The 22871-nt window shown below is 46.9% G+C and carries 17 protein-coding genes and 1 riboswitch; of the genes, 3 read left to right on the forward strand and 14 right to left on the reverse strand.

Annotated features, from left to right (window positions below; translation table 11 throughout):
• Positions 1 to 8: 8 nt before the first annotated feature.
• The 4 genes from L9Q39_RS17945 to L9Q39_RS17960 form a co-directional block, all read right to left on the reverse strand.
• A complete protein-coding gene (locus tag L9Q39_RS17945) occupies positions 9 to 854 on the reverse strand; it encodes an enoyl-CoA hydratase/isomerase family protein (RefSeq protein ID WP_237486455.1) in 846 nt (281 codons plus the stop codon).
• 147 nt (positions 855 to 1001) lie between these two features.
• A complete protein-coding gene (locus tag L9Q39_RS17950; protein WP_237487068.1) occupies positions 1002 to 1745 on the reverse strand; it encodes a phosphatase in 744 nt (247 codons plus the stop codon).
• A 267-nt stretch (positions 1746 to 2012) separates the two neighbouring features.
• Positions 2013 to 2504: an RNA-binding S4 domain-containing protein gene (locus L9Q39_RS17955; protein WP_237486456.1), complete on the reverse strand. Its 492-nt coding sequence runs from the start codon at positions 2502 to 2504 to the stop codon at positions 2013 to 2015.
• Between the two features lie 140 nt (positions 2505 to 2644).
• A complete protein-coding gene (locus L9Q39_RS17960; RefSeq protein ID WP_237487070.1) occupies positions 2645 to 3052 on the reverse strand; it encodes a YHS domain-containing (seleno)protein in 408 nt (135 codons plus the stop codon).
• Positions 3053 to 3452: 400 nt separating this feature from the next.
• Between L9Q39_RS17960 and L9Q39_RS17965 the strand changes: the two genes are divergently transcribed.
• Positions 3453 to 6899 (forward strand): EAL domain-containing protein, encoded by a 3447-nt coding sequence (locus L9Q39_RS17965; protein ID WP_237486457.1) that lies wholly within the window; start codon positions 3453 to 3455, stop codon positions 6897 to 6899.
• Between the two features lie 41 nt (positions 6900 to 6940).
• Here L9Q39_RS17965 and L9Q39_RS17970 read toward each other — a convergent pair whose 3' ends face one another.
• Positions 6941 to 8209 (reverse strand): peptidoglycan DD-metalloendopeptidase family protein, encoded by a 1269-nt coding sequence (locus L9Q39_RS17970; protein WP_237486458.1) that lies wholly within the window; start codon positions 8207 to 8209, stop codon positions 6941 to 6943.
• 286 nt (positions 8210 to 8495) lie between these two features.
• On the opposite strand from L9Q39_RS17970, the gene L9Q39_RS17975 reads away from it, so the two are divergent.
• Complete coding sequence (locus L9Q39_RS17975) at positions 8496 to 8804, forward strand: hypothetical protein (protein ID WP_237486459.1); 309 nt, start codon at positions 8496 to 8498, stop codon at positions 8802 to 8804.
• 57 nt (positions 8805 to 8861) lie between these two features.
• On the opposite strand, the gene atzF is transcribed toward L9Q39_RS17975, so the two are convergent.
• The 8 genes from atzF to L9Q39_RS18015 form a co-directional block, all read right to left on the reverse strand.
• Positions 8862 to 10670: an allophanate hydrolase gene (atzF, locus tag L9Q39_RS17980; protein WP_237486460.1), complete on the reverse strand. Its 1809-nt coding sequence runs from the start codon at positions 10668 to 10670 to the stop codon at positions 8862 to 8864.
• A gap of 32 nt (positions 10671 to 10702) precedes the next feature.
• The gene (gene uca, locus L9Q39_RS17985) at positions 10703 to 14302 is read right to left on the reverse strand and encodes an urea carboxylase (RefSeq protein ID WP_237486461.1); all 3600 of its coding nucleotides are present in this window, start codon (positions 14300 to 14302) and stop codon (positions 10703 to 10705) included.
• Between the two features lie 89 nt (positions 14303 to 14391).
• Positions 14392 to 15030: an urea amidolyase associated protein UAAP2 gene (locus tag L9Q39_RS17990; protein WP_237486462.1), complete on the reverse strand. Its 639-nt coding sequence runs from the start codon at positions 15028 to 15030 to the stop codon at positions 14392 to 14394.
• Between the two features lie 10 nt (positions 15031 to 15040).
• Positions 15041 to 15781, reverse strand: a complete 741-nt coding sequence (locus L9Q39_RS17995) for an urea amidolyase associated protein UAAP1 (protein WP_237486463.1) — start codon at positions 15779 to 15781, stop codon at positions 15041 to 15043.
• An 11-nt stretch (positions 15782 to 15792) separates the two neighbouring features.
• Positions 15793 to 16581, reverse strand: coding sequence for an ABC transporter ATP-binding protein (locus L9Q39_RS18000; protein WP_237486464.1), 789 nt, complete (start codon positions 16579 to 16581; stop codon positions 15793 to 15795).
• A complete protein-coding gene (locus tag L9Q39_RS18005; protein ID WP_237486465.1) occupies positions 16574 to 17404 on the reverse strand; it encodes an ABC transporter permease in 831 nt (276 codons plus the stop codon). Before L9Q39_RS18005 ends, L9Q39_RS18000 begins: the two co-directional genes overlap by 8 nt.
• Positions 17405 to 17423: 19 nt before the next feature.
• Complete coding sequence (locus tag L9Q39_RS18010; protein WP_237486466.1) at positions 17424 to 18500, reverse strand: putative urea ABC transporter substrate-binding protein; 1077 nt, start codon at positions 18498 to 18500, stop codon at positions 17424 to 17426.
• 67 nt (positions 18501 to 18567) lie between these two features.
• Positions 18568 to 18686: riboswitch (guanidine-I (ykkC/yxkD leader) on the reverse strand.
• 247 nt (positions 18687 to 18933) lie between these two features.
• The gene (locus L9Q39_RS18015) at positions 18934 to 19368 is read right to left on the reverse strand and encodes a VOC family protein (protein ID WP_237486467.1); all 435 of its coding nucleotides are present in this window, start codon (positions 19366 to 19368) and stop codon (positions 18934 to 18936) included.
• A gap of 99 nt (positions 19369 to 19467) precedes the next feature.
• Between L9Q39_RS18015 and L9Q39_RS18020 the strand changes: the two genes are divergently transcribed.
• Entirely contained in the window at positions 19468 to 22050 is a 2583-nt protein-coding gene (locus L9Q39_RS18020) for a response regulator (protein WP_237486468.1), read from the forward strand.
• Positions 22051 to 22132: 82 nt separating this feature from the next.
• On the opposite strand, the gene L9Q39_RS18025 is transcribed toward L9Q39_RS18020, so the two are convergent.
• Positions 22133 to 22666, reverse strand: a complete 534-nt coding sequence (locus L9Q39_RS18025; RefSeq protein WP_237486469.1) for a ricin-type beta-trefoil lectin domain protein — start codon at positions 22664 to 22666, stop codon at positions 22133 to 22135.
• Between the last annotated feature and the right edge of the window lie 205 nt (positions 22667 to 22871).

Below are 22871 nucleotides of genomic sequence, written 5' to 3' on the forward strand. Positions count from 1 at the left end.
AAACTCGTTTAGTTGATGTCTTGAACATTCATCACCAACTCTTCCCATTTGCGTTGGTTCTCAATATCGTGCTCCAGACCTTGCTCATCGGCAATTCTAAAACGTTTAACCGCCGCCGTTTTACTGGTGGCTTGATATAGCCAGTAGGCTTCGGCTTTTAACGCCTCATCAATCGGTTTGTCTATCGATTCGTAAACCATCTGCTTACACGCATTAATGGATTCCGCAGGGAATTTAGAAATACGTTGTGCCAGTGCATCCACATAAGGACCGATTTCATCCGGCTCTAGTGCTTTATTAATGGTGCCGTATGCCTCAGCTTCATCGGCATCAAAGTCTCTGGCGCTAAGGATGATCTCTAACGCACGACCCAAACCAACTTGTCTTGCCATACGAGATGCACCGCCACCACAAGGCAGAATGCCCATACCGACTTCCATTTGCATAAACTTGTATTTACCACGCGCGGCAAAACGCATATCGCATGCCAGTGCAAACTCATGACCGCCACCACGGGCAAAGCCTTCGAGTTTCGCTATCGTTGCTTGGGGAACTTTACTGATACGCTCAAGTACTGATTGGAGGTCGAGCAACTTGGCTTCATCACGACTGACTGCCTCGGTGGACATCTCTTTCAGTAGATTGGTGTCGTAATGACAGACCCAGATCTCTGGATTAGCGGACTGAAACACCACCACTTTGACACTGCTATCGCGCTCTAAGCGCAATGCCAACCCATTCAAATCAGCCAACATCTCTTGCCCTTGAACGTTGACCGAACCAAATTCAAATGTGACGTAAAGGATGGCATCGTCTTGCTTGGCGGTAAATGTTGTATAGCCTTGGTAACTCATAGTCCTTTCCTTATCGCTGTGGGTTAAGCCAGAAACGGCTTGTACCCAATGACAATAGGAATGGTGGTACGAATACACAATTAACAGAAAAGCAAAACAGTATTAACCAGTTTTAAATAGAGCTTTCATTCGAAAGCTAATTGGCTGTTATAGATGCTGAAATTCCTCAATCACCTCATGACCCCGAAGTTGCAGGAAATCTAAAAATTGACGCGCAGTATAGGTAATGATCTTATCTGTCGGCATGGATACCGTCTCCAACAAGGCGGAGGTATGCTCAAATTGACCAATCGAATCGTAGAAATGTGAATCACTGCCTGTGGTGATATATCCACCCGCGGATTTCACCTCTTCTGCGATCTGATAACAGCGTTCAACACTGCCCACACGGCTATGCCCTCTTAGGGTACTATTATTGATTTCAATAGCGACATGATGATCCGCGGCACACTGCGCTACCGCCTTGAAATCAAAATCAAAGTGTGGATTGCCAAGATGCCCAAGCGCATCCACCTTACCGCTGCGAATAATATTCAGTAGTGCTCTGGTATGTGCCGAGCGACCAACCGGCGCAAACACCGGCTCATGAAAACTCGCAATGATCCAATCCAGAGATTTAAAAGAACTAGGATGGACGTCAATATCACCGCTGGTGGTCATGATGTTCGCTTCCACACCTCGCACAATACCGACATCATGCAAAAAACGAGGAATAACACGCTGGTTGGAAAAAAACCAATAGTGCGGCGCACCGGGCATAGATTCGGCATGATCGGTGGTACAGAGTAACTTCAGTCCGCTTTGCTTCGCCGCCAAGGCGTTTTCGGTAATCGTGCTGTAAGCGTGACCACTGGCGTAAGTATGAGTGTGAGTATCCACTTCAAAATGCAATCTTGTTGCTGTCATTCTGCTTCCTTATTTATGCTGTACTGTGCTTCTTAGCTTTTACTCGATTGATTAAGCATAACACGAACTTTTTACTGTTCAGTGAAACCTCAGTCTGATACCACGAGTCATATCATTTGAGCTAATGAATTAAAACCCCGAGCCTACTTTTACGAGGTCATTTCAGCCCTAGCCCCTAGCAATCAAATAACCACCAAACCAAAAAAAGCCCCGAAATTGGGACTTTTATCTGTTGCTTGCATCACTTGTTATCTAGAAGAAATCTATGCTACCGCGCCCACTATTTGGGTCTTTGCTGCCGGACGATTTACGCTGTGATGGCGAGTTTTGTTTCTGACTCTGTTTGGCTTTTTTGTCTCGACCCGAGCTTTTATTTTTTGACGCTTTATTTGCTGGCGCTTTATTTTCTGGTGCTTTATTTTGCTGAGGTGCCGTTTTCTCAACGTCAGCGACCTCTGGTCGTTCTTCCATCGGCGGCTCATCACATACCATGACATAGTATTCTTGATTGAACTCGAAGAAGTCGCCATCGTACATCTTGCGTCGTTTACGCGTTTCAAGTTCACCGTTCACTGCCACATAACCTTCGGCAATAAAGTGTTTCGCTTCACCGCCACCACCGACCAGGTTAGCCACCTTAAACAACTTATAGAGCTCGATCGGTTGGCTAGAGACTTCTATTCCAATCGCTTCGATTTCTATCTCTTCAGGTTCGGAATAATCTTCAAAGGCGTCTTGATTCATGATGGTTTGTTGGGGAGTAGTGAATAATGGCGCTATTGTACTGGTTTACACTCAACAAGCGAACAAAATATGATGTAAAAACCTGACGGTGACCATTTGGCACCAAGTCCCAACGTGCCGTTTTCTGAATCAATTAAGCATTACTCAACCAGCAGTCTCGGCCAATGCTGGTCAGCTTTAGCAATGTTACCTTGTGGATCCTGCAACCACTTTTTCTGAACCGAACGGTTGTAATTTAAATAGAGTTTACCATTTTCAATGCTCCATGCGTCGGGATCGATCTTCGCAGTATAGCCTTGGCTCACCGCCCAAGCACAGTAACCGCCATATTGTGGGGCATACTTTTCAGGCTCGGCTTTGAATGCCTGCAAATTTTGTTCGCTTGAAAATCGCCAATTGGCACCATTCCATTGGTATTGGTAATCACTGTCGCCTTTGACGGGTTTACTCTGTGTAAAATAGGCGACGGGATCATAACCTTTGATCGCATGACCAAAAAAGTCACTATAAACTGGCTCTAACGCCCACGTAATGGGGGCATAAACCATTGCTGTCAGTAAAAATAGACGCGTAAACCACCTTGATACTGTTTTCATTCTCATCCCCTATCTGATTACTTTTAGTCTAGATAAAGAACCCAACCGAGCGAAAAAACTTTCACGACAATTCAGTCAATAGATCGACCCGCAGCCTATCATTGACACTTTGGCACCACCGTTATACTGATTTGAACCAAAGTAACTCTGTGTTAATAACAGTCGAATATATGTCCAAGTTATCTCAAGACGCAGACTTCAGAGGTGACTTAGCTATATTTACTTCGTTGAATTTTCAGAATAATTGTACATTGATCACAGCGCTTAACCCTTAACCTATCAGTGCAACTAATTTTTATTAAAATTAGTGCATATCAATTGGCGAAGGGATCTCCAAATAGTGGAATCAAGAATGACACCTCAATCAAGCAGACTGGACAATGGTAGACCAACCATCGCGATCATTGCAGGCTCTTTGGCATCTAACTATCATGAAGGGATCATGCGAGGTGCCGCTTACGTTGCTGAGGAGAAAGGCTATAACGTGATTGGTTATTGCGGTGGCGTGATTAACTCACCCGATGCCCGCACCTTAGCCAGAAGTAAGGTTTTTGAATTAGTCGACATGGGACTGATTTCCGGTGTCATCATCCCGTTTAGCTCCCACACTCGATATTCCACTCCACAAGATTGCCAAACATTCTTAAAGCAATTTCAAGATGTTCCAGTGGTGAACATCGGCAGCCAGATCCCACATTTCACCAATATTATCACTGACTATAAAGTCTCTATGATTGAGCTTTTTCACCACTACTATCACCAGCACAACTACCGCAATATTGTTCTGGTACGTGGTCCTAAAAATCACGCGTCCTCCGAAAAGCGCATGCAAATTTTTCTAGATTTACTCAAACAGCATGGGCTAGAACAGCACCAACATAGCGTTATCTATTGCGACCTAAAACGAGAGGCGGCGAAACACAGGCTCAGTCAGTTATTTGAGCAAGAGAACGGGATTTCGCAAGATAACAGAAGCCATTCCAAATATGCCATAGACGCGATTATTACCATCAATGACAATCAAGCACTTGGCGTGATGGATGCGTGTAAAGAGCATGGATTGGTCATCCCCGATGATATTGCGGTAGCGGGTTCAATGAACACGTTAGAAGGTGCTTTCTGCAACCCATCACTCACCACGATTAAAGAGCCGCTATTTGAATTAGGGCAAGCGGCGGCTTTAGAGCTGGTCGCGCAAATTGAAGGGCGATCCCCCGCCGATACGCTTGAAATTCCGACTGAGCTTATTATTCGTGAATCTTGTGGCTGCAAATGCCACAGCCAAAGTAACCCATTTAGTCAGCCGCTGTCATTGCAGCCGAGCCACGAACCTAAAAGCCGAGATTGGATATTTGACCAGACCAAACAAAGTTTTTATCAATTAGTAGAACAACATAAAGGGGCCATCATTCATCGAGATGTTGATCGCATACTGCAAGCCTTTCATCATTCGGTGGAACACGATGATTTCGTTGACCTGTTAGCAACATTGGAAACTCGCCTCAATCATGCGCTAATGTCTGAAGACATCATGTTCTGGCTCAGTTTAGTGTCACAGCTGCAGCGCAGTTGCCTCAACTATTTACAGATCTCCGATGATCGAGACAACATGCTGCATTTTATGTCGCAGCTGACCATCATCAAATCTGAAGTTGAGCAACTGGCCGTGCAGGCACAGAGCTTTGAAGCGGAGCATTATCTCAACTGTTTTCGTATCATCGTCAATAACCTCAATACCTCTTTTGATCTCACCACCATCAAGCATTATGCCGTTGACACGCTGCAATTATCGGAGCTCTATATTTCGCTGTTCGAAGACCTCAAGACCGATGACGAGGCTGATGCTATCAGAGCGAAAAATATTGTTTCAGTTCGCAAAAATCAATTTATTGGCATCAGCAACAAACAACTCAATGCCAAAAAGCTAATACCGCAAGAGGTGGAACGATTTAACGAGCGCTATAGCCTGATGGTTTTCCCCCTTGCGTTCGGGAGTAAAGCCATCGGCTTTATGACCACCAACATTAGCCATCGTAAAGGTACAGCGTTTGAAAACTTGCGAGAAATCATCAGCTCAGCGTTAAAAAATGAAATGCTAATTCAGAACCTAAGAGATGCCGAAGAACGCTTTAGTGATATTGCCCACAGCACCTCAAACTGGTTATGGGAAACCAATGAACACCATCGCTTTACCTACTGCTCAAATTCAACATTGGACATCATAGGCTACGAACCGAGTTATTTTATTGATAAAGGCATAGATAGCCTCAATATTAAGCAGCATCAATCCTTATTCTTTGCTATCGCTCAGCACAAGGACTTGGTGGATATTGAGTGTTGGTGCCAACACAAGAATGGTCGGTTAATTTGCATGTTAGTTTCTGCAAAGGCGATATACCAAAATGGCAAATTTAATGGCTACCGTGGTGTATTCGAAGACATTACCGAGCAAAAAACTCAAGAGCAAAAAATCCGTAATCTCGCCTACACCGACACCCTGACAGGGCTACCAAACCGAGCCATGCTGCACGATACCCTTGAGCAAACCATTATTCGCAGTAATGAGCAGCAGCAGAAATTTGCGGTCATGTTTATCGACCTGGATCATTTCAAGCACGTCAATGACTCAATGGGACACGATGCTGGCGACCTGTTACTGGTGAAAGTCACCGAGCGATTAACGGCGTCCGTTGGTCCCAAAGAGACCCTCGCTCGACTTGGTGGTGATGAGTTTGTGATTATATCGTCGGATATCAATGCGCAAGAGGAAGTCATTAAACTCATACACCGAATTTTCTATAACCTTAAGCAGCCGATTGATGTCTATAACAAACCGATTTATAGCACACTTAGCCTAGGCATCAGCCTGTACCCTAAAGACGGCACAGATGCTGAAACACTACTGAAGAAAGGCGACAGTGCGATGTATCAAGCCAAGTCGCAAGGGCGTAATGGCTATGTGTTTTATGATCATCAATTGGAGCTCAAAAACAGCCTAAGGAATACCTACGAACGCATATTGCGCCAAGCAATTGAAAAAGAACAGTTCGTTCTCCACTACCAACCGCAAGTTTCCTTGCTCGATAACAGCATTATTGGCTGCGAGGTTCTGGTGAGGATTCACAGTGACAATGGCTTAGTCCCACCCAATCTATTTATTCCCGTTGCCGAAGAACTCGGACTGATCCAATTCGTCGATGAATGGGTGTTCGAACATGCTTGTGCTCAGTACGCCACGTGGAAAGCCGAACTCGGTATCACTCGTCGCCTATCCATCAACCTATCGGCACTGCAATTACAAAACGAAAGTATTGTAGAAACTTATATCGCCATTATGCAAAAGTATCGGGTTGAACCTGCCGATATCGTGCTAGAAATTACCGAAAATGCTTTGATCGATAACGAAGAAGTGGCACTCACTATCTTACAAACATTCAAGCAGTTTGGCGTCCAGATCGCCTTTGATGACTTTGGGACAGGCTATTCATCACTGAGTTATATCAGCCGCTATCCTATCGACACCATCAAAATTGACCGCTCTTTTGTTACCGACTCGATCAATAACCCAAGAAACAAAGCGATCATCGAAGGCATTGTGCTCTTAGCCAGTAGCCTTGATCTGCGCATTGTCGCAGAGGGAGTGGAAACCGTTGAACAGTATCACTGCGTCAAGAAGCTCGGTTGCCACGATGTGCAAGGCTACTACTTCTATAAACCCGCTGCCGCGAACGAAATTGCAGCCATGATGACTGAACACCACGCCAATGCTCAGCAGCTATATTCAACACCGGTTCGTTGATGAGTCCATTCGATAGCCGAGGCGACGGATAGACTTCATCGTCAACTTTGATCTTGCGGTGTCAACAGATCTTGCTTTGTCAGTTGATCAAAACTGGAAATACGCGCCAAAAACGCGGCTTTCTGCTGCTTTGGTATCGACGTTGCGAGAGGTAAATCGGCTTTCATCGGGTCAACTGCACGATCACGCACAAGAACTTCAAAGTGCAGATGTGGACCCGTCAAGCGCCCTGTCGCACCAGACAGCGCAATTTTTTGTCCACGCTTAACGTAGTCACCCTTTTTCACTAAGAAACGGTGTAAATGTAAGTAGCGCGTTTTATAGACACTATTATGTTCAATAACCAGATACTTCCCCGCATAGGGATGATTGCGTACCGCGATCACTCTGCCGTCACCCGTCGAGTAAACAGGCGCCCCCACTGGTGTTGCAAAGTCAGTACCATTATGCGGAGTGACTCGCCCTGTCACCGGATGCTTTCGGTGTGGATTAAATGCCGACGTAATACGTCGATAGGGCTTATCGACGGGAAAACGCTCAAATGCTTGCTCTAGACTATTGCCCTCACGATCATAAAACCGCCCGTCTTGCGCCAAAAATGCATCGACATTGTCACCACGTAAAGAAAAGGAAATCCCTAATATCTCGGTATTACCGGTCAGATGATTTCCCAAGTATTGTTGATTGATCAATACATAAAACTTATCACCGACGCGTAGCTGGCGAGAGAAGTTAATCTTATCTTTCAAAATACGCGTAATATTCGCAACCTGATTTGAGTTCAAGCCCTGCTGGTGGGCGGTCAAAGAAAAACTGCCGTTGATCACCCCCATAAATAACTTTTGTTTCCATTGCCCCGGCTTTTGCACAAACTCATAGGCAAAGCTGTTATCTTCTCTCACGGTATAGTGAGCCTCTTCTACCAAACTTTTGTGATAGACCAACTTGAGTAGGCGCTGTGTCTCAGCTTCGAGCTCCAGTTCAATATGATCACCCGGTTTGATGGTATCCAACATCAACTCACTCAAGTCAGCTTCGAGCAACTGCTGTAAGGTTTGATATGGAATATTCCACGAGGAAAAAATCTCGCTTAAGGTATCACCCACTTTGACAAAATAGTGAATACGAGGATTGGCTGGCTCAACCAACGGAACGATGGGGGAATCTTCCGTGGCTTGTTGTTCGGCTTGATACGGTGTAATGCTGATGCTGGTCGGCTGCTCCACCGATTGAGAATGCCAAGGAAGAAACGCCGCCAACGAGAAGCTCGCGACGGCGACGGCCAGTAAAATGTACCTAATATGTGTCATGCTGTGGGACTGGAGAACGAAACGTTTTGTTATGTTATAACAATTATAAAATAGACTTCAACTATTCAAGGTAACAATTGATGAATCTATTACTTAGCAGAGTGTCGCCAAATGAAACGCTATTCATGCCGTTTACTGCTGTGAATTTTTACTCGCTTAATCTATCTTTATCCTTATACCCGTTAAACGGTGATAATTGCTTATTTGAACGACGGTCAAGGATACTGCCCAACGCAACTAACCGTTCAAATGAAGTTGGCACCACAGGATAAGGATCACCCAAAGTATGAGTTCCAATCAGGTTCAGCCGCGCGCTATTCTGTTACGCTGGGGAGCAACCGAAGCCCAGATTGACGCCATCATTCCTTTTACCGAGAGCCCACTCGAAGATGAAGGTAGGCACCAGCACATTTCCGCCATTCATGAGTGCTTAGAACTGCTCTACCCCAACGAGTCAGACCGACAAGCCTTTATGAATCAGCGCAGTAATGTCGCATTGTTTGGCGACAAAACGCCATTAGAATATATGGGGAGTGGTTCGCTGAGAGACCTAGCTAGGGCGCATGATATTATTCGCAGTATGTTGTGTATTTGATTTTAGGGACAAGTGGGCATCTGGGGAGGATGCCCACTTGTCGGTTTGAAAGACGGGTTAGGAGTTGGGGAGGCTGGCTAAGAAGGTTCGCCAACTGCCGTGGCTGCTGATATCCTCAGCGCCTGTTACCGCGATGGGTTCGCAGATGAAGCCTTTAACCCACTCACCATTGGCTAATTCCACCGAGCCTAAACCAAGGGGATGTGGGATTTGTGCCAACAGAGTGCCGATGTTATTTTTGGGCACCGACCACACTTCGACTTCAATCTCCCTGCCCTGTTGATTATCACGCACTAAACCCGGTCTCAGTGGCGGTCCTCCGGCGAGTTTGTAAAACCGATAGTCAGGTGACGTTGTCGTCTTACATCGCAAACTGGCGCCTAATTCCGTCAGTTGATGATTGAGCGGTAAACCTTGCATATGCGCGCCGCATACCATGATATCCATCGACGGTTCGGAATTGAGTTGGCTTCCAGTTGCACCCAGCGGCAAGTTTTGCGCTCGTTGCCACTCTTGAGCCAATTGCAGTAGGGTTTGATCACTAAAACAACTGGCAAACAGAGTCACACCAAATGGCAATCCTTGCTCGGTAAAACCCGCCGGAACCGCCACAGCGCAGTAATCGAGTAGATTCATAAAGTTGGTGTAGTAACCCAGATTAGTATTGAGAGTAATCGGGTCGGCGGTAAGTTCATCAATGGTATAGATGTTTCCTGCCGTTGGCGTTAGCACCAAGTCCACTTGTTGCAGCAATTGGTCACACTGCACCTTATAGGCTTGCAGTTGATAACTCGCCTTAAATACCTCGGCGGCGGTCAGACCTTTCGCGCCACCAATAATGGTCTGTATCACGGGTAGACACTGTTGCGGATCTTGCTCATAGAAGTCCTCTATGGCGACGTATCTTTCTGCCACCCAAGGACCTTGATACAGCAAGCGAGCGGCATCGGTAAAAGGTTGTAGGTTGAAAGGAACTAGTATTGCGCCAAGCTGCTGCAGTTTTTCAACCGCTTGATAATACAGGGCTTGATATTGGGTATTACCAAAAAAGGTTAAGTCACTTTCCGCTGGTACGCCGATTTTTAACCCTTTAAATTGCGGTTTATTCGACTCTGCTTGCTCAGGGTAAGCGCGTGAGAAACAATCCTCCGCATCATATTGGGCGCATACTTCAAACAACGCCGCCAGTTCATCCGCCGATTTGGCAAATAGGGTGACGCAATCGAGGCTCTTACACGCAGGAACGACACCGCTGCAACTCAATAGTCCTTTCGACGCCTTTAGCCCATACAGATTATTAAAGGCGGCAGGAACACGTCCCGAGCCAGCGGTATCGGTGCCAAGGGCAAACATCACCTGATTGTGGGCGACACTAATAGCACTGCCAGCACTTGAGCCACCAGAAATATAGTCGGTATCGAAGCTGTTTTTCCCTGCGCCGTAGGGGCTTCGCGTGCCCACTAAGCCAGTGGCGAATTGGTCAAGGTTGGTTTTCCCCAAAGGCACAGCGCCTGCTTTAATCAGCAGTTGCACCACAAAGGCCGACGAATCCGGTTGATAGCGATAGGCCTCACAACCCGCCGTGGTCGGTAAATCATCAAGATCAATATTATCTTTGATGGCAAATGGCACCCCAAAGAGTGGCAACGACTCCATCGACTGCTGCTCCAGATTCTGCAAGTAGCGATCCAATTGTGAACTCGACAACAGGCTGATCCAAGCATGGTTGCTGTCCTGTTTTGCTTGTTGCAGTTTGTAGTCTAAATATTGTCGTGGGGAAAACTCTCCGCTGGCATAGCTTTCAATGAGCTGACTAATCGTCAACGCTGCATCCATCAAATCGTTTAATTGTGTTGTTTGAGTCATACTGTTAATCCTTTAATCACTCGGCTTTTCGCCTAGCTCTCCAAAATCATCAATGGCTGTCCGGCATGGACTTGCGCACCGGATGGCTGGCAAATACTGTGTACCGTGCCAGACATATTCGCCGTCACTTCCAATTCCATTTTCATGGCCTCAAGTACCATCACCACATCACCTTGTTTTACCTGCTGTCCAGGCTCAACTAAGGTTTGCCAAATATTGCCAGCGACATGGCTTTCTATCACTTGTTGCCCTTGCTCTAGTACCAGTGCGTCTTGCTCCGGCTGCGCAATATCTTCGGCGACAAAGTTGGCCTGCCCAGACGCTTCCCAACGCTGTCGTTCCTGCTCAAATGCGGTCTGCTGGCGCTCACGACATTGCGCAATCTCTTCACCATGTTGTTCCACCAACTGTTGATAATCGGCGAGCGAGAAACTCGTCTGTTCGATCTTAATTGGGTACTGCCCTCTTGGGTGCTGCTCACGGATGGTTATCAGCTCTTCCGCCGAGACCGGATAGAAACGGATTTGATCGAAGAATCGCAACAACCACGGTTTTTCAAACGCTTCGGTTTGACGATAGCGATTCCACATCTGCAAAGTACGACCGACAAACTGATAACCGCCCGGTCCTTCCATGCCATAAACGCACATGTAAGCCCCACCAATGCCGACGGCATTCTCCGGCGTCCACGTGCGGGCGGGGTTATATTTAGTGGTGACCAAGCGGTGCCTTGGATCAATCGGTGTCGCCACTGGCGCACCTAAATAGACATCCCCTAACCCCATCACTAAGTAGCTGGCATCAAAGACGATTTTCTTCACTTCTTCAACCGAATCTAACCCATTAATACGACGAATAAACTCAATATTATCTGGACACCATGGCGCATCTTTACGCACCACGTCATTGTATTTCTTTATCGCAAGTCGAGTCGCTTCATCGTCCCATGACAGGGGCAAATGCACCACGCGAGCTGGGACGGTAAGTTGCTCAATATCTTCCAAGTCCGCTTCCAACTGCTCCAAGACGGCAAGCAGTTTTTGACGTGGTAGTCGCAAATTATCAAAATGGATCTGTAGCGAACGTATCCCCGGCGTTAACTCCTCAACACCATCCAACTCAAGCGCTTCAAGCTTAAGCATCAGAGCATGGGCACGGAATCGCAGCGCAATATCGAGCACTTGTGGTCCATATTCCACCAGCAGATAATCCTCGCCACTTGGGCGGTAAACCACCTGCTCACCATACTGACTGGCATCGAGGGTTTTGATAATCGGCGTGGTAATAGGCACTGGTGCTAATGCTAACGGCTCAATCGATAACTGCTCGATTTGTTGTAATTGCTCTCGCTCGGCTTGCTCTGCGCTCTCAAGGGAGACAGGGGTAAAGCGAACCTTGTCGCCAGCTTTTAGTTGCCCCATCTTCCAAAGATCCGCTTTGATGATGGTCGCGGGACAGACAAAACCGCCCAGACTTGGACCATCAGGTCCTAGAATCACCGGCATATCGCCAGTGAAGTCGATCGTACCCACTGCATAGGCATTATCGTGAATATTGGAAGGATGTAAGCCAGCTTCGCCACCATCTTTTCTAGCCCAATCTGGCTTTGGTCCGATTAAACGCACCCCTGTACGACTGGAGTTAAAATGTACTTTCCATTGCGCAGCAAAAAAAGACTCAATATCTTGATCGGTAAAGAAATCAGGCGCACCATGCGGACCGTAAATAACCCGAATCTGCCACTCATCTTCTATTTTAGGCAGCGTGACTGTCGACTGTATTTGGCTCAGTGCTTCTATTTGCTGCGCATCACTTGGCGTTAGATGCAGCACATCCCCAGCACACAATACACGCCCAGCATGACCGCCAAACTGCCCGAGAGTAAACGTTGACTTACTGCCGAGGTATTCAGGACAATCAATGCCACCTTCTACCAGTAAGTAGCTTCTTGCACCCGCCGAGTTCACCTTACCAATCTGCAAGATTTGCCCTGCTTGCACGGCAACCACTTGACCCAGTTCAATCGGCTGATCTTCAAGGGTCGCTTCAATCGCCGCACCGGTGAGGACAATATGTTTATCGGTATTAAATTTCAGAGTCGGTCCAGCAACCACGATTTCAAGACCCGCCGCCTCCTGTGGGTTATTGAGCAGTCGGTTACCAAGTTGGAAACTAAGAGGGTCCATCGGTCCAGACGGCGGGACGCCAATATGCCAATAACCTTTACGTCCCGGGTAGTCTTGAATACTGGTTTGCACCCCGCCACTGATCACGTCCAAGGTGCACGGTTGGTAATCAAAGTGATTCAAAGAGCGCGTCAATACCTCACCACTTTGCACTAACTCACTATTGAGCAGTTGGCTAAGATACGCTTGGTTATGTTCAATACCGTAGATTTCGCTCTGGTTTAACGCGTTTATCAGTTGGCTAAGCGCTTGCTCACGGGTCTCAGCATGCACAATCACTTTCGCTAGCATCGGGTCAAAAAATGGTGAGACTTGGACGCCAGACTCTATCCAATGCTCAATACGCAAGCCTTTCAGTGTTGGCCAACGCACATGGCTCAGCAGACCAGCACAAGGTTGGAAGTTCTTATTGGCATCTTCGGCATACAAGCGCACTTGAATCGCGTGTCCGCTCGGTTTCAGGTTGGCTGACTCTTGCGCCAAGTCTAAACACTCTGCGCCCTGCTTTATCATCCATGCCACCAGATCGACCCCAAAGATCTCTTCGGTCACACCATGTTCGACTTGAAGGCGAGTATTCACTTCGAGGAAATAGAATTGCTTGGTTTGATTGTCGAGAACAAACTCCACCGTTCCAGCGTTGCGATAGTTGACCGCAGAAGCCAGATCAATCGCCGTTTGTTGCAACGCGTACCGTGTTTCATCAGTTAAGTTGGGTGCCGGTGTCTCTTCTATGACCTTTTGGTTACGACGCTGCGCCGAGCAGTCGCGTTCACCTAGCGCCACCACTTGACCTTGGCCATCACCAAAAATCTGCACTTCAATATGGCGGGCGTGTTGAATAAATTTTTCTAGGAAAACGCCACTATTACTGAAGTTGTTAGCGCTTAAGCGCTGCACGGAATCAAAGGCGTCCTCCAATTGCTGTGCATCAAAACAGCACTCCATGCCGATACCACCACCACCTGCGGTGCTTTTTAGCATCACCGGATAGCCGATCTGTTCTGCTTGCTGCAATGCGCTCTGTTTATCAGTCAGTAGACCGGTTCCAGGCAGCAGAGGCACTTGGGCATTTTCGGCGATTTCTCGCGCCGAATGTTTCAAGCCAAAGGCTTGAATCTGCTCGACTGTTGGACCAAGAAAAACCAGTTCCTCTTGCTCACAACGGGAGACAAAGTCTGGGTTTTCACTCAAAAAACCATAGCCGGGATGAATCGCTTGCGCACCGCTCTGTTTGGCGATGGCGATAATTTTTTCGATATCGAGATAGGTGTCTTTTGCGCCGCCGGGTCCGAGGGAGTAGGCTTCGCTCGCTTGGGCGATATGGAGACTGTCTGAGTCTGCGTCACTGTAAACCGCAACGCTGGCAATATTGAGTTGTTCTAATGTGCGAATCACGCGGCAAGCAATGGCACCACGGTTAGCAATAAGTACCTTATTAAACATAATTCAAATCCGTGAATCCGGGTCGTCCCGGCTAATCCTTGAGCTTTGGCAGGGTCGTCCCTAGCTCATATTGAATGCAACGGGTTGGATTATTCCCAAACGAGCACTTCTATCGGTGTTGGGTTGTAGGCGTTACAAGGGTTATTTAACTGAGGGCAGTTGGAAATCAACACAATCACATCTTGGTGCGCTTTCATTTCGACGTACTTACCTGCTCCACTGATGCCGTCTGCGAAGGTCAGTCCCCCTTCTTCGGTGATGGGCACATTCATAAAGAAGTTGATGTTGTGGGTAATATCGCGCTTGGTCAGGCCAAAGTGGTCATTCTCTGCCACTGCCAATAACCAACTGTCGCGGCAAGCGTGCATACATTTTTTATCAATGGAGTAACGCACGGTATTGCTTTCAGTAGCACAAGCTCCGCCTACTGTATCGTGACGTCCACAGGTATCGGCGACAATCTCTAGCATCACATTCCCTTGATCAGAAAGCAGTTTGCTGCCTGCAGTCAGGTAAACATTGCCCTGTTCGCGAATGGTATCAATCGCACTGTAACGCTCAGCAGGATCATTGGCGTTGTAAAATAGCGTATCGGCGGCTTGGTTGCCTTCCAGATCTAAAATACGCACTGTTTGTCCCGCTTTCACCACTTTCATAAAGTAGTCACCGGCAAGGACAGTATCTCGAAGTGTGGCTTGCTTGGGGTTAAGTGAACTCTCAACAATCATCTTTAACTCCTTATCCGACAAATGCAGTGTGTGGGGCGAGATCGCGACGATTGTTCTCAAACGCACGCTGGTTTTCGGGACGAGAGTTAAGACACTCATCATCGTTATCCATGGGTTCCGCCTGAAATACCGACACGTCTACCGGGCAATAAGGGTAGTCGGTTGCTGGGTTAAGCGGGTGTGGACAGGTGGTCATCACTAAAATGGTGTCCATTTCAAAACGCAACTCAATGGTGTCACCTGCCTTGCTATGCTGTTCAGCAAAGAGCAGATCTCCTTCGGCACTGGTCGATACCTTGCTAAACAGGTTTAGGTTGGCCGCCAGATCACGTTTGCCCAATCCATACTTGGCAACTTCCACCAACAAAGCGTCATAGCCATTCTGTTTCCATTGATTACGGTCGGCTTGGTAGTTACGTTCGCCCCATTTTTCCGCCACTTTCTGCTTATTGGCAACACCAGAAACGGTATCAATCCAGCCAGTGTCATCTTTCACAATCGACGCAAACACTCGTCCCATATCCGAATACAGGCAATGTCCCTGTGTGAGTTTAAAGGTGTGCTGCCCCTTCAACGTGTCCGGTGCGTTGTAGCGTTCTAACAAATTATCAGGGTTATAAAACAACACACTCAAGTTGGCGCCGCCTTGAAGATCGGTAAAGCGAACCGTATGTCCTTTTGGCACTTTCATCGACCAGTGCGCCCCACCGGGCAACACATCGCGAAATAGCGCTTGTTTGTTATTTTCCATAGCGATACTCCTTAAGCTATTTTCTTTTGCAGTGATTCTGGAACCAGTTCGGGTGTATTGGCTTTATTGATATCAATATCAAAGGTGACCTGCGCACCAAAGCGTTCCGGAGCCTGAATATCTTGTCTCACATGATCAAATACCCAGAGTCGGTTTCCTAAATGGAAGCCTTCGCTCAAATCATGGGTGATCATAAACACGGTCAGATTCTCTTGTTCCCACAGTTGATGAATCAGTTGATGCATATCTTTTCGGATACCGGGATCCAGTGCGCCGAAAGGTTCATCCAGCAACAAGATGCGAGGTTTTTTAATTAAGGATTGAGCAATAGAAAGACGCTGACGCATACCACCAGAAAGCTCATGGGGATATTTATCCAACGACGCCTCTAAGCCCACCTGTTCAAGCATGGCCATCGCTTGCTGCTTGGCTTGCGCCTTTTGTTGCCCAAATTGACGCCCAACCAATAATGAAGTGACGCCCCCTTGTTCAAACTCAAGCCCTAACATCACGTTGTCTAACACCGTCAAATGCGGAAATACCGAGTACTTTTGAAACACGATGCCACGCTCCACGCTCGGTTCATTACTCAGCGGCGCACCATCGAGTAAAATCTCACCTCGGGACGGGCTTTCCGTTCCTAACATCATATTTAAAAAGGTGGTTTTTCCACAGCCGGAAGCACCGACGATGCTTACAAAATCCCCTTCATTTACCGTGAGGTTCAACTTTTCCAGTACGATATTGTCACCGTACTCTTTCCAAAGATGTTTGATCTCGATAATGGGTTGGCTAGCCATTGGCATCTCCTTTTTCTTGGTGATACCAAGGGCTCACCTTATGTGAGAGTTTTTTAAGTAACCAATCCATGCTGTATGCCAGTATCGTGATCCACAAAACATAAGGCAGAATCACATCCATTGACATATAACGACGAACCAGAAAGATGCGATAGCCTAATCCTTCGGTCGCCACAATCGCCTCGGCTGCAATAAGAAACAGCCAAGCACTACCCAAGGTCAAACGCACCGCTTCAATCAGTCTTGGGAAGATTTGCGGTAAAATGACGCGCACGATGATCTGCCAGCTATTACCGCCTAAGGTCTGCGCCTTAATTAGCTGTTCATCGGGAAGACTTTGTACCCGCAATTGAATATCGCGAATAATGATCGGGCAGATGCCAATCACGATTAACACCACTTTCGACAATTCGCCCAGACCAAAGGTAATAAACAGAATCGGCAGAATCGCCATCGGTGGGATCAGTGACACTGCCGTCACCACCGGAGAGAGTGACGAACGAACCACAGGAATGATCCCCGTCGCCACACCAACTGCAAGCCCCGCGAAGGCACTCACCGCCACTCCCATGACGAGACGCGATAAGCTTGCTAACGTGTCGATCCACATCAGATACTCACCTGTTCTTTTGCTGGGTGTGAAAGCCATACGGTCGATGGCATCCACAAAGCTAGAGAAAGCAGGCAGTAATTTATCTGCAGGATTCGCCGCCAATCGGGCATCTGACGCTGTGACATACAGCGCCAAAATGATTAGAAACGGCAACAGACCTAGCATTAATCGTCCATAGCTAGAGGGATGACGATTGATCACTTTTGTCATAAAAAACTCCAGTCTCTACTTAGAGCTTATCGTCAGCGGCCATCGCCATATATTCTGCCGAGAATCTCAGCTTCACATTGTTAGGATCACCCAGAATACCGGTCGGCGTTTCGATGCCAATGAAGCCCGCATCTGGTGCACCATCGCCTAACAAACCATGCTCAAACGAGAACTCACTCACTTTTTGCATAGTTCCGGCCAGCTTTGAGCTTGTGGTAAAAGACACCGCTTCACTTGGACTGTAGAACATATTGGTCGCGGCTAATTGCGCCTTATACCCTGGAAGGTCTGTTCCTGAGGCTTGCGCCATATAGCTTTTCGCTTTATCACCATCGCTTTCAGACTGCATGATAGCCATGATTTCATACCATGCACCTGTTAACGCCTTACCCAGTTTTGGATTGTCGTTTAGGGTGTCGGTATTGACCACCAGTAAATCAATGATTTCGCCGGGAATATCAGCGGAAGAGAACACCAGTGAGGTGTCAGGTTGAGTGGTGATTTCGCTTAGCAATGGGTTCCATGTCACGACCGATGTGACATCTTTGGTAGAGAATGCAGCCACAAGATCCGCGTCAGAGGTGTTGACCACTTTGACATCGCGCTCAGACATGCCGACGCTCTGTAAACCGCGCGCCATCAGATAGTGAGACACACTTAGCTCGACCAGATTGACGGATTGACCTTTAATATCAGCCAGTCCTTTGTTGCCTTTCAACACAATACCGTCGTTACCGTTTGAGAAGTCACCGACAATAAGCGCGGTGGAATCTATGCCGCTGGCCGCTGGAATCGTCAACGCATCCATATTGGTCATAACGGTGGCATCAAATTGACCCGTAGTATATTGGTTAATCGACTCGATATAGTCATTCACTTGCACAATATCGATTTCAATCCCGTATTTATCCGCCCACTTATCAACCACGCCAGAATAGTCGGCATAGTCCCACGGCATCCAGCCGACATAGATTGACCATGCTAGAGTAAAGCTTTGCTTTTCTTCGGCGATGGCAGCGGTTGAGACAAGTGATGAAGACGCAAGACCCAGCGTTGCCGCCAGCGTAATTAAGCGTTTTTTGATGGAATGTTTCATGGAATAACCTCCTCCTTGGGTCACGGAAATAATTTGCACAAGAGACATAACCAAACATGTTTGGCTGGCCTCCCGGGCTTTTATCCCTCCGTGTGACCTCTGGCGAGGTTGACAACTCTCGGACCAGACACTTTGACGACAAACCATTTGTCACTGCACAAAGTCGGAACCCTAGATGTCTATTTTTAGCAATTTTTCTGGGTGTGGCTAACACACCTAGTTATGCTCGTACGCAAAAACTCTCTTAACTGATACAAACTGTGTGCCAAACATTACAATCATTACAAATCAGATACTTACATCATGAACTCTTCACGCAGCAGTCAAAGCTTCACCAATTTGGTGCGTATTATTCACCAAAACGAAGGCACTAAAGTGAAGAAAGCAGAAAATGACAATGGAGAAAAGCGCCAAAATTGCTAACCAGTTGAAATCACTCGCTCACTTTGCGCGGTTTTAACTCCACCACATTACCTTCTGGATCTTCGATATAGACAGAGCGACCAAACCCTTGTGCTCCATAGCGTTCGGCGAAATCATTGACTTCAATGTGTTGGCTTTTAAGGTAAAGCTTCATCTCTGCCTCATCAAATGCGGCGATCTGCAAACAAAAATGATCGAGGTTACGACCATCTTGACTCGGTGCTTTACCGCCCAGTTTGCCCAACTCACTCTCGACCGTCACCAGATCAATAATTGCCTCTCCCGCCCGCAGTTGAGTCAGTCCCAACTCCGGCAGTTCTCGCTCGATTGGGCAGCCTAATACATCACAATAAAAACGGAGCATGGCGTTTAAATTTTGAGTTCTCAGTACCAGATGATCCAGAGACTTCACTTGAATAGGGTTCACAACTTGATCTGAGGACATAATCGGCACCTTATAATAAAAAAATCAATGAACTATCACGTAAAAGCATGTTCGTCGCTTAACATTCGTCATAAATATCCTACGCTAATAAATGATGATATGGATGACAATAATTGGTTGGATATGGGCTCAATAGCAAATTGGTTTGACCGTCTCTCGATAAAAAGAAAGCTGCTTTATGCTTTTTCAATCCCTGTGCTGCTGCTGATTGCAGTTTCCATCACAGTGTATGACAACACCCAATCAATGGTCGAGGATGCGCATTGGGTCGAACATACTCACCAAGCTATCGGCCGAGCCCAAGAGTTGCTTCGGCTGACTGTCGATATGGAAACTGGCAAGCGCGGCTTTCTTATTACGGGTGATGAGGTGTTTCTGGAACCCTTCTATGGTTCCGCAGAGCTTTGGGATCAAAAATTCACCACGCTATCGGAACAAGTCAGTGATAACCCACCACAAGTCCAACGTCTTAGTGACGTCAATTTACTGCTGCAAAATTGGTTAACCACGGTGGCTTATCGAGAGATTGCCCAGCGCAAACGGGTGCTCTCCGGTAATGCCGATATGCAAAGTGTGGTGGAGCTGGTAAAAAAACGAACCGGTAAAAAAATCATCGACCAAATAAGAGAAGAGATCGCCACCTTTATCACGATAGAGCGTGCTCTCAACGATATCCGTACCGAGCGTTCGGCTCAATCTGCCACTCGAACCAACTGGGTATTAGCCGTGGGAACATTGATCGCGGCATGTCTCTCGATCATCGTCGCCTTTTGGAGCTCAGGAACCATTAAACGCAAACTCGACCGTCTCGTGGAGGCCACCGATTTAGTCAGCCAAGGTAAGCTAAGCAAAGGGTTAAACGTTCTCCAATCGACACCGGATAAAAACCTTAGCGACGAGTTGGGCACTCTGACCTCTAGCTTCAAGCATATGACCGTCAGTTTAATCAATAATGCTCAGAAGATGGACGACTATAATCTCCAGCTTATACAAGCCAGTCGTCGAGCTGAGCAAGCCGCACAAGCCAAAAGTGAATTCCTTTCAACCATGAGTCATGAGATCCGCACCCCAATGAACGGCGTCATCGGGATGACCAATCTCCTGTTAGACACGCGTTTAGATGAGCAGCAACTGCGGATGGCAGAAACCACCAAAAACAGCGCGGAGTCGCTGTTAGCCATCATTAATGACATTCTTGATTTTTCTAAGATAGAAGCGGGTAAGATTGACTTAGAGGTGATCGATTTTGACCTAGGCGAGTTGGTTGAAGATGTTGGTGCCATGCTCTACTTTGCCGCTGAACAAAAAGAGATTCAATTAATCTGTCCTGCGACTCCAACCATGGATCTTTGCTACAAAGGTGATCCGGGACGCATTCGGCAAATCCTCAACAACCTTGTCAATAACGCCATTAAGTTTACCAACCAAGGCGAAGTGGCGGTTTATGTCACTGTCCAAGAGCGTCTTGGTTCAGAAAGTGTGTTGCGCTTTGAAGTGCGTGACACAGGCATTGGTATCAGCCAAAAGCAGCAGAGCAAATTGTTCACTCGTTTCTCCCAAGCTGACAGCTCAACCACACGAAAATACGGCGGTACGGGGCTCGGTCTAACCATCAGCAAAACCCTCACCGAGATGATGGGCGGTGATATCGGCGTCTACAGTGTTCCCGATATTGGCTCGACATTCTGGTTCACCTTAACCCTAGAAAACTCCTCGAAACAATCGATCATTCAGTTGCCAACGGGAGACCTGAGAAAACAACGGGTTCTGGTGGTTGACGATAATGAAACCAATCTGACTCTGATGGAAAAAATCTTTGAGCAATGGAGTATAGATTATGAGGTGGCGGACAACGGTCAAGCGGCACTTGAACAGATCGAACAGAGCCACCAATCTGGGAAACCGTTCACCATTGGGGTTCTTGATTATCAGATGCCAGAAATGGATGGCGTCACACTCGCCAAACGTATTCTTGCCAAGCCGGAAAATAAAGCCTTACGCTTGGTGATGTTCTCTTCCGCCGCTCAGCGAGGCGATGCGAAACTGATGCAAGATATCGGATTCTCTGGTTATCTGACAAAACCGCTACAGCAATCAGACTTGCTCAGTGTGTTGGAAAAGGTATCCGGATTAAGTGAAAGCCCTCAAGATAAAGCCTTTGTTACTCGCTACACCTCAGAGAAAAAGCCGCAATACAATGCCCATATTTTGGTTGTCGATGATGTCACAACCAATCAGGTGGTATTGCAATCCCTGCTCAGCAAGTTTGGTATCAAGGTCGATAAAGTGAAAAACGGCATTGAAGCCCTGCATGCGCTTAAAGGTGCCGCAGACTTTGATCTGGTGTTTATGGACTGTCAAATGCCAGAAATGGATGGCTATCAAGCGACACGAGAGATCCGCAGTCAAAATTACGTTCAGATCAATCACAAAATCCCGATTGTGGCGATGACCGCCAACGCCCTCCAAGGAGATAAAGAGAAATGTTTAGAGGTCGGCATGGATGATTATGTGAGTAAACCGGTGAATATCAAATCACTGGGCGATGCCTTAGCAAAATGGTTACCCCATAAGCGCGTCAACGAAGACGATCATAAGCAAGAAGCACAATCAGTTAATGCAAAATCAGTTAATGCAAAATCGGATAGCCAAAGCCTGTCTGATTTTCAGAATCGCGCTTAATCTTACGCTATCATCACCCATATAAAAATCAAAAGGGCTCGCATTGTATACGAGCCCTGTGACGAATCATTGCCTTGATAGATCAGGCTTGAGTTCGCCCGTACCATTGTTGGAAAATCTGCCTTTGTTCACTGCATGACTGTAGAGTCAGAGTTTTAATTTGATGATCTGAAGTGCCGCCACGACCCCGCTTCGTCGCCAAGCCAGCCGTCAGACAAAGTAGGTTATCTTTTACAGGACGCAGTGTTCCATCTTCTGCAAACTTTATCTGCTGTAACTCACTATTATCACATTGACTTAAGCCCACCGTCGCGCCCACCGCTATTTCACTTAACTGAGCACAAACCTTAAATTGCGGTAGGTATAATTGATTATCAACAAACTTACCGCTATCAAAAACTTGATCAATACCAAGATCACCCCGATAGCTATAGCAAGTATGGGATTGCAAACCTTTTTCCAGCGCGGCTCTCGAACCGCTGCCAACAATATCTAAGCAATAACCACTCAAAAATCCATCAAGATTGTGTTTAAGAGCAATTTCTACATTATCTGCATGCGCCAGCGGTGCCGCACCCAGTCCCAACAAAACATAAACGACTAAACGGTATTTCATTATTCCTCTCCATCTACCACTATTATCTACCACTATTGGCGATAGCTTATTTTTAATCGACTGATTGTTAATATAGACGTAAAGCTACTATAAACATAAAGCTAATCAAACACGCGACTCACCATTTGAACTTAGGCAAAAGATCAAATAAACACCGTTAATCTCTGCAACTCTCGACTTTCGTTTGCAAACTAGCTTAGAGCCG

The organism is Vibrio hippocampi (genome assembly GCF_921292975.1).
Lineage (GTDB): Bacteria > Pseudomonadota > Gammaproteobacteria > Enterobacterales > Vibrionaceae > Vibrio > Vibrio hippocampi.

Excerpts from the sequence above, each read along its gene's own strand:
- uca (WP_237486461.1), bottom strand. The coding sequence starts at position 14,302 with ATGTTTAATAAGGTACTTATTGCTAACCGTGGTGCCATTGCTTGCCGC.
- L9Q39_RS17960 (WP_237487070.1), bottom strand. The coding sequence starts at position 3,052 with ATGGTTTATGCCCCCATTACGTGGGCGTTAGAGCCAGTTTATAGTGAC.
- L9Q39_RS17990 (WP_237486462.1), bottom strand. The coding sequence starts at position 15,030 with ATGATTGTTGAGAGTTCACTTAACCCCAAGCAAGCCACACTTCGAGAT.
- L9Q39_RS17995 (WP_237486463.1), bottom strand. The coding sequence starts at position 15,781 with ATGGAAAATAACAAACAAGCGCTATTTCGCGATGTGTTGCCCGGTGGG.
- L9Q39_RS17955 (WP_237486456.1), bottom strand. The coding sequence starts at position 2,504 with ATGAATCAAGACGCCTTTGAAGATTATTCCGAACCTGAAGAGATAGAA.
- L9Q39_RS18005 (WP_237486465.1), bottom strand. The coding sequence starts at position 17,404 with ATGACAAAAGTGATCAATCGTCATCCCTCTAGCTATGGACGATTAATG.
- atzF (WP_237486460.1), bottom strand. The coding sequence starts at position 10,670 with ATGACTCAAACAACACAATTAAACGATTTGATGGATGCAGCGTTGACG.
- L9Q39_RS18015 (WP_237486467.1), bottom strand. The coding sequence starts at position 19,368 with ATGTCCTCAGATCAAGTTGTGAACCCTATTCAAGTGAAGTCTCTGGAT.
- L9Q39_RS18010 (WP_237486466.1), bottom strand. The coding sequence starts at position 18,500 with ATGAAACATTCCATCAAAAAACGCTTAATTACGCTGGCGGCAACGCTG.
- L9Q39_RS17975 (WP_237486459.1), top strand. The coding sequence starts at position 8,496 with ATGAGTTCCAATCAGGTTCAGCCGCGCGCTATTCTGTTACGCTGGGGA.
- L9Q39_RS18025 (WP_237486469.1), bottom strand. The coding sequence starts at position 22,666 with ATGAAATACCGTTTAGTCGTTTATGTTTTGTTGGGACTGGGTGCGGCA.
- L9Q39_RS17970 (WP_237486458.1), bottom strand. The coding sequence starts at position 8,209 with ATGACACATATTAGGTACATTTTACTGGCCGTCGCCGTCGCGAGCTTC.
- L9Q39_RS18000 (WP_237486464.1), bottom strand. The coding sequence starts at position 16,581 with ATGGCTAGCCAACCCATTATCGAGATCAAACATCTTTGGAAAGAGTAC.
- L9Q39_RS17965 (WP_237486457.1), top strand. The coding sequence starts at position 3,453 with ATGACACCTCAATCAAGCAGACTGGACAATGGTAGACCAACCATCGCG.
- L9Q39_RS18020 (WP_237486468.1), top strand. The coding sequence starts at position 19,468 with ATGGATGACAATAATTGGTTGGATATGGGCTCAATAGCAAATTGGTTT.
- L9Q39_RS17945 (WP_237486455.1), bottom strand. The coding sequence starts at position 854 with ATGAGTTACCAAGGCTATACAACATTTACCGCCAAGCAAGACGATGCC.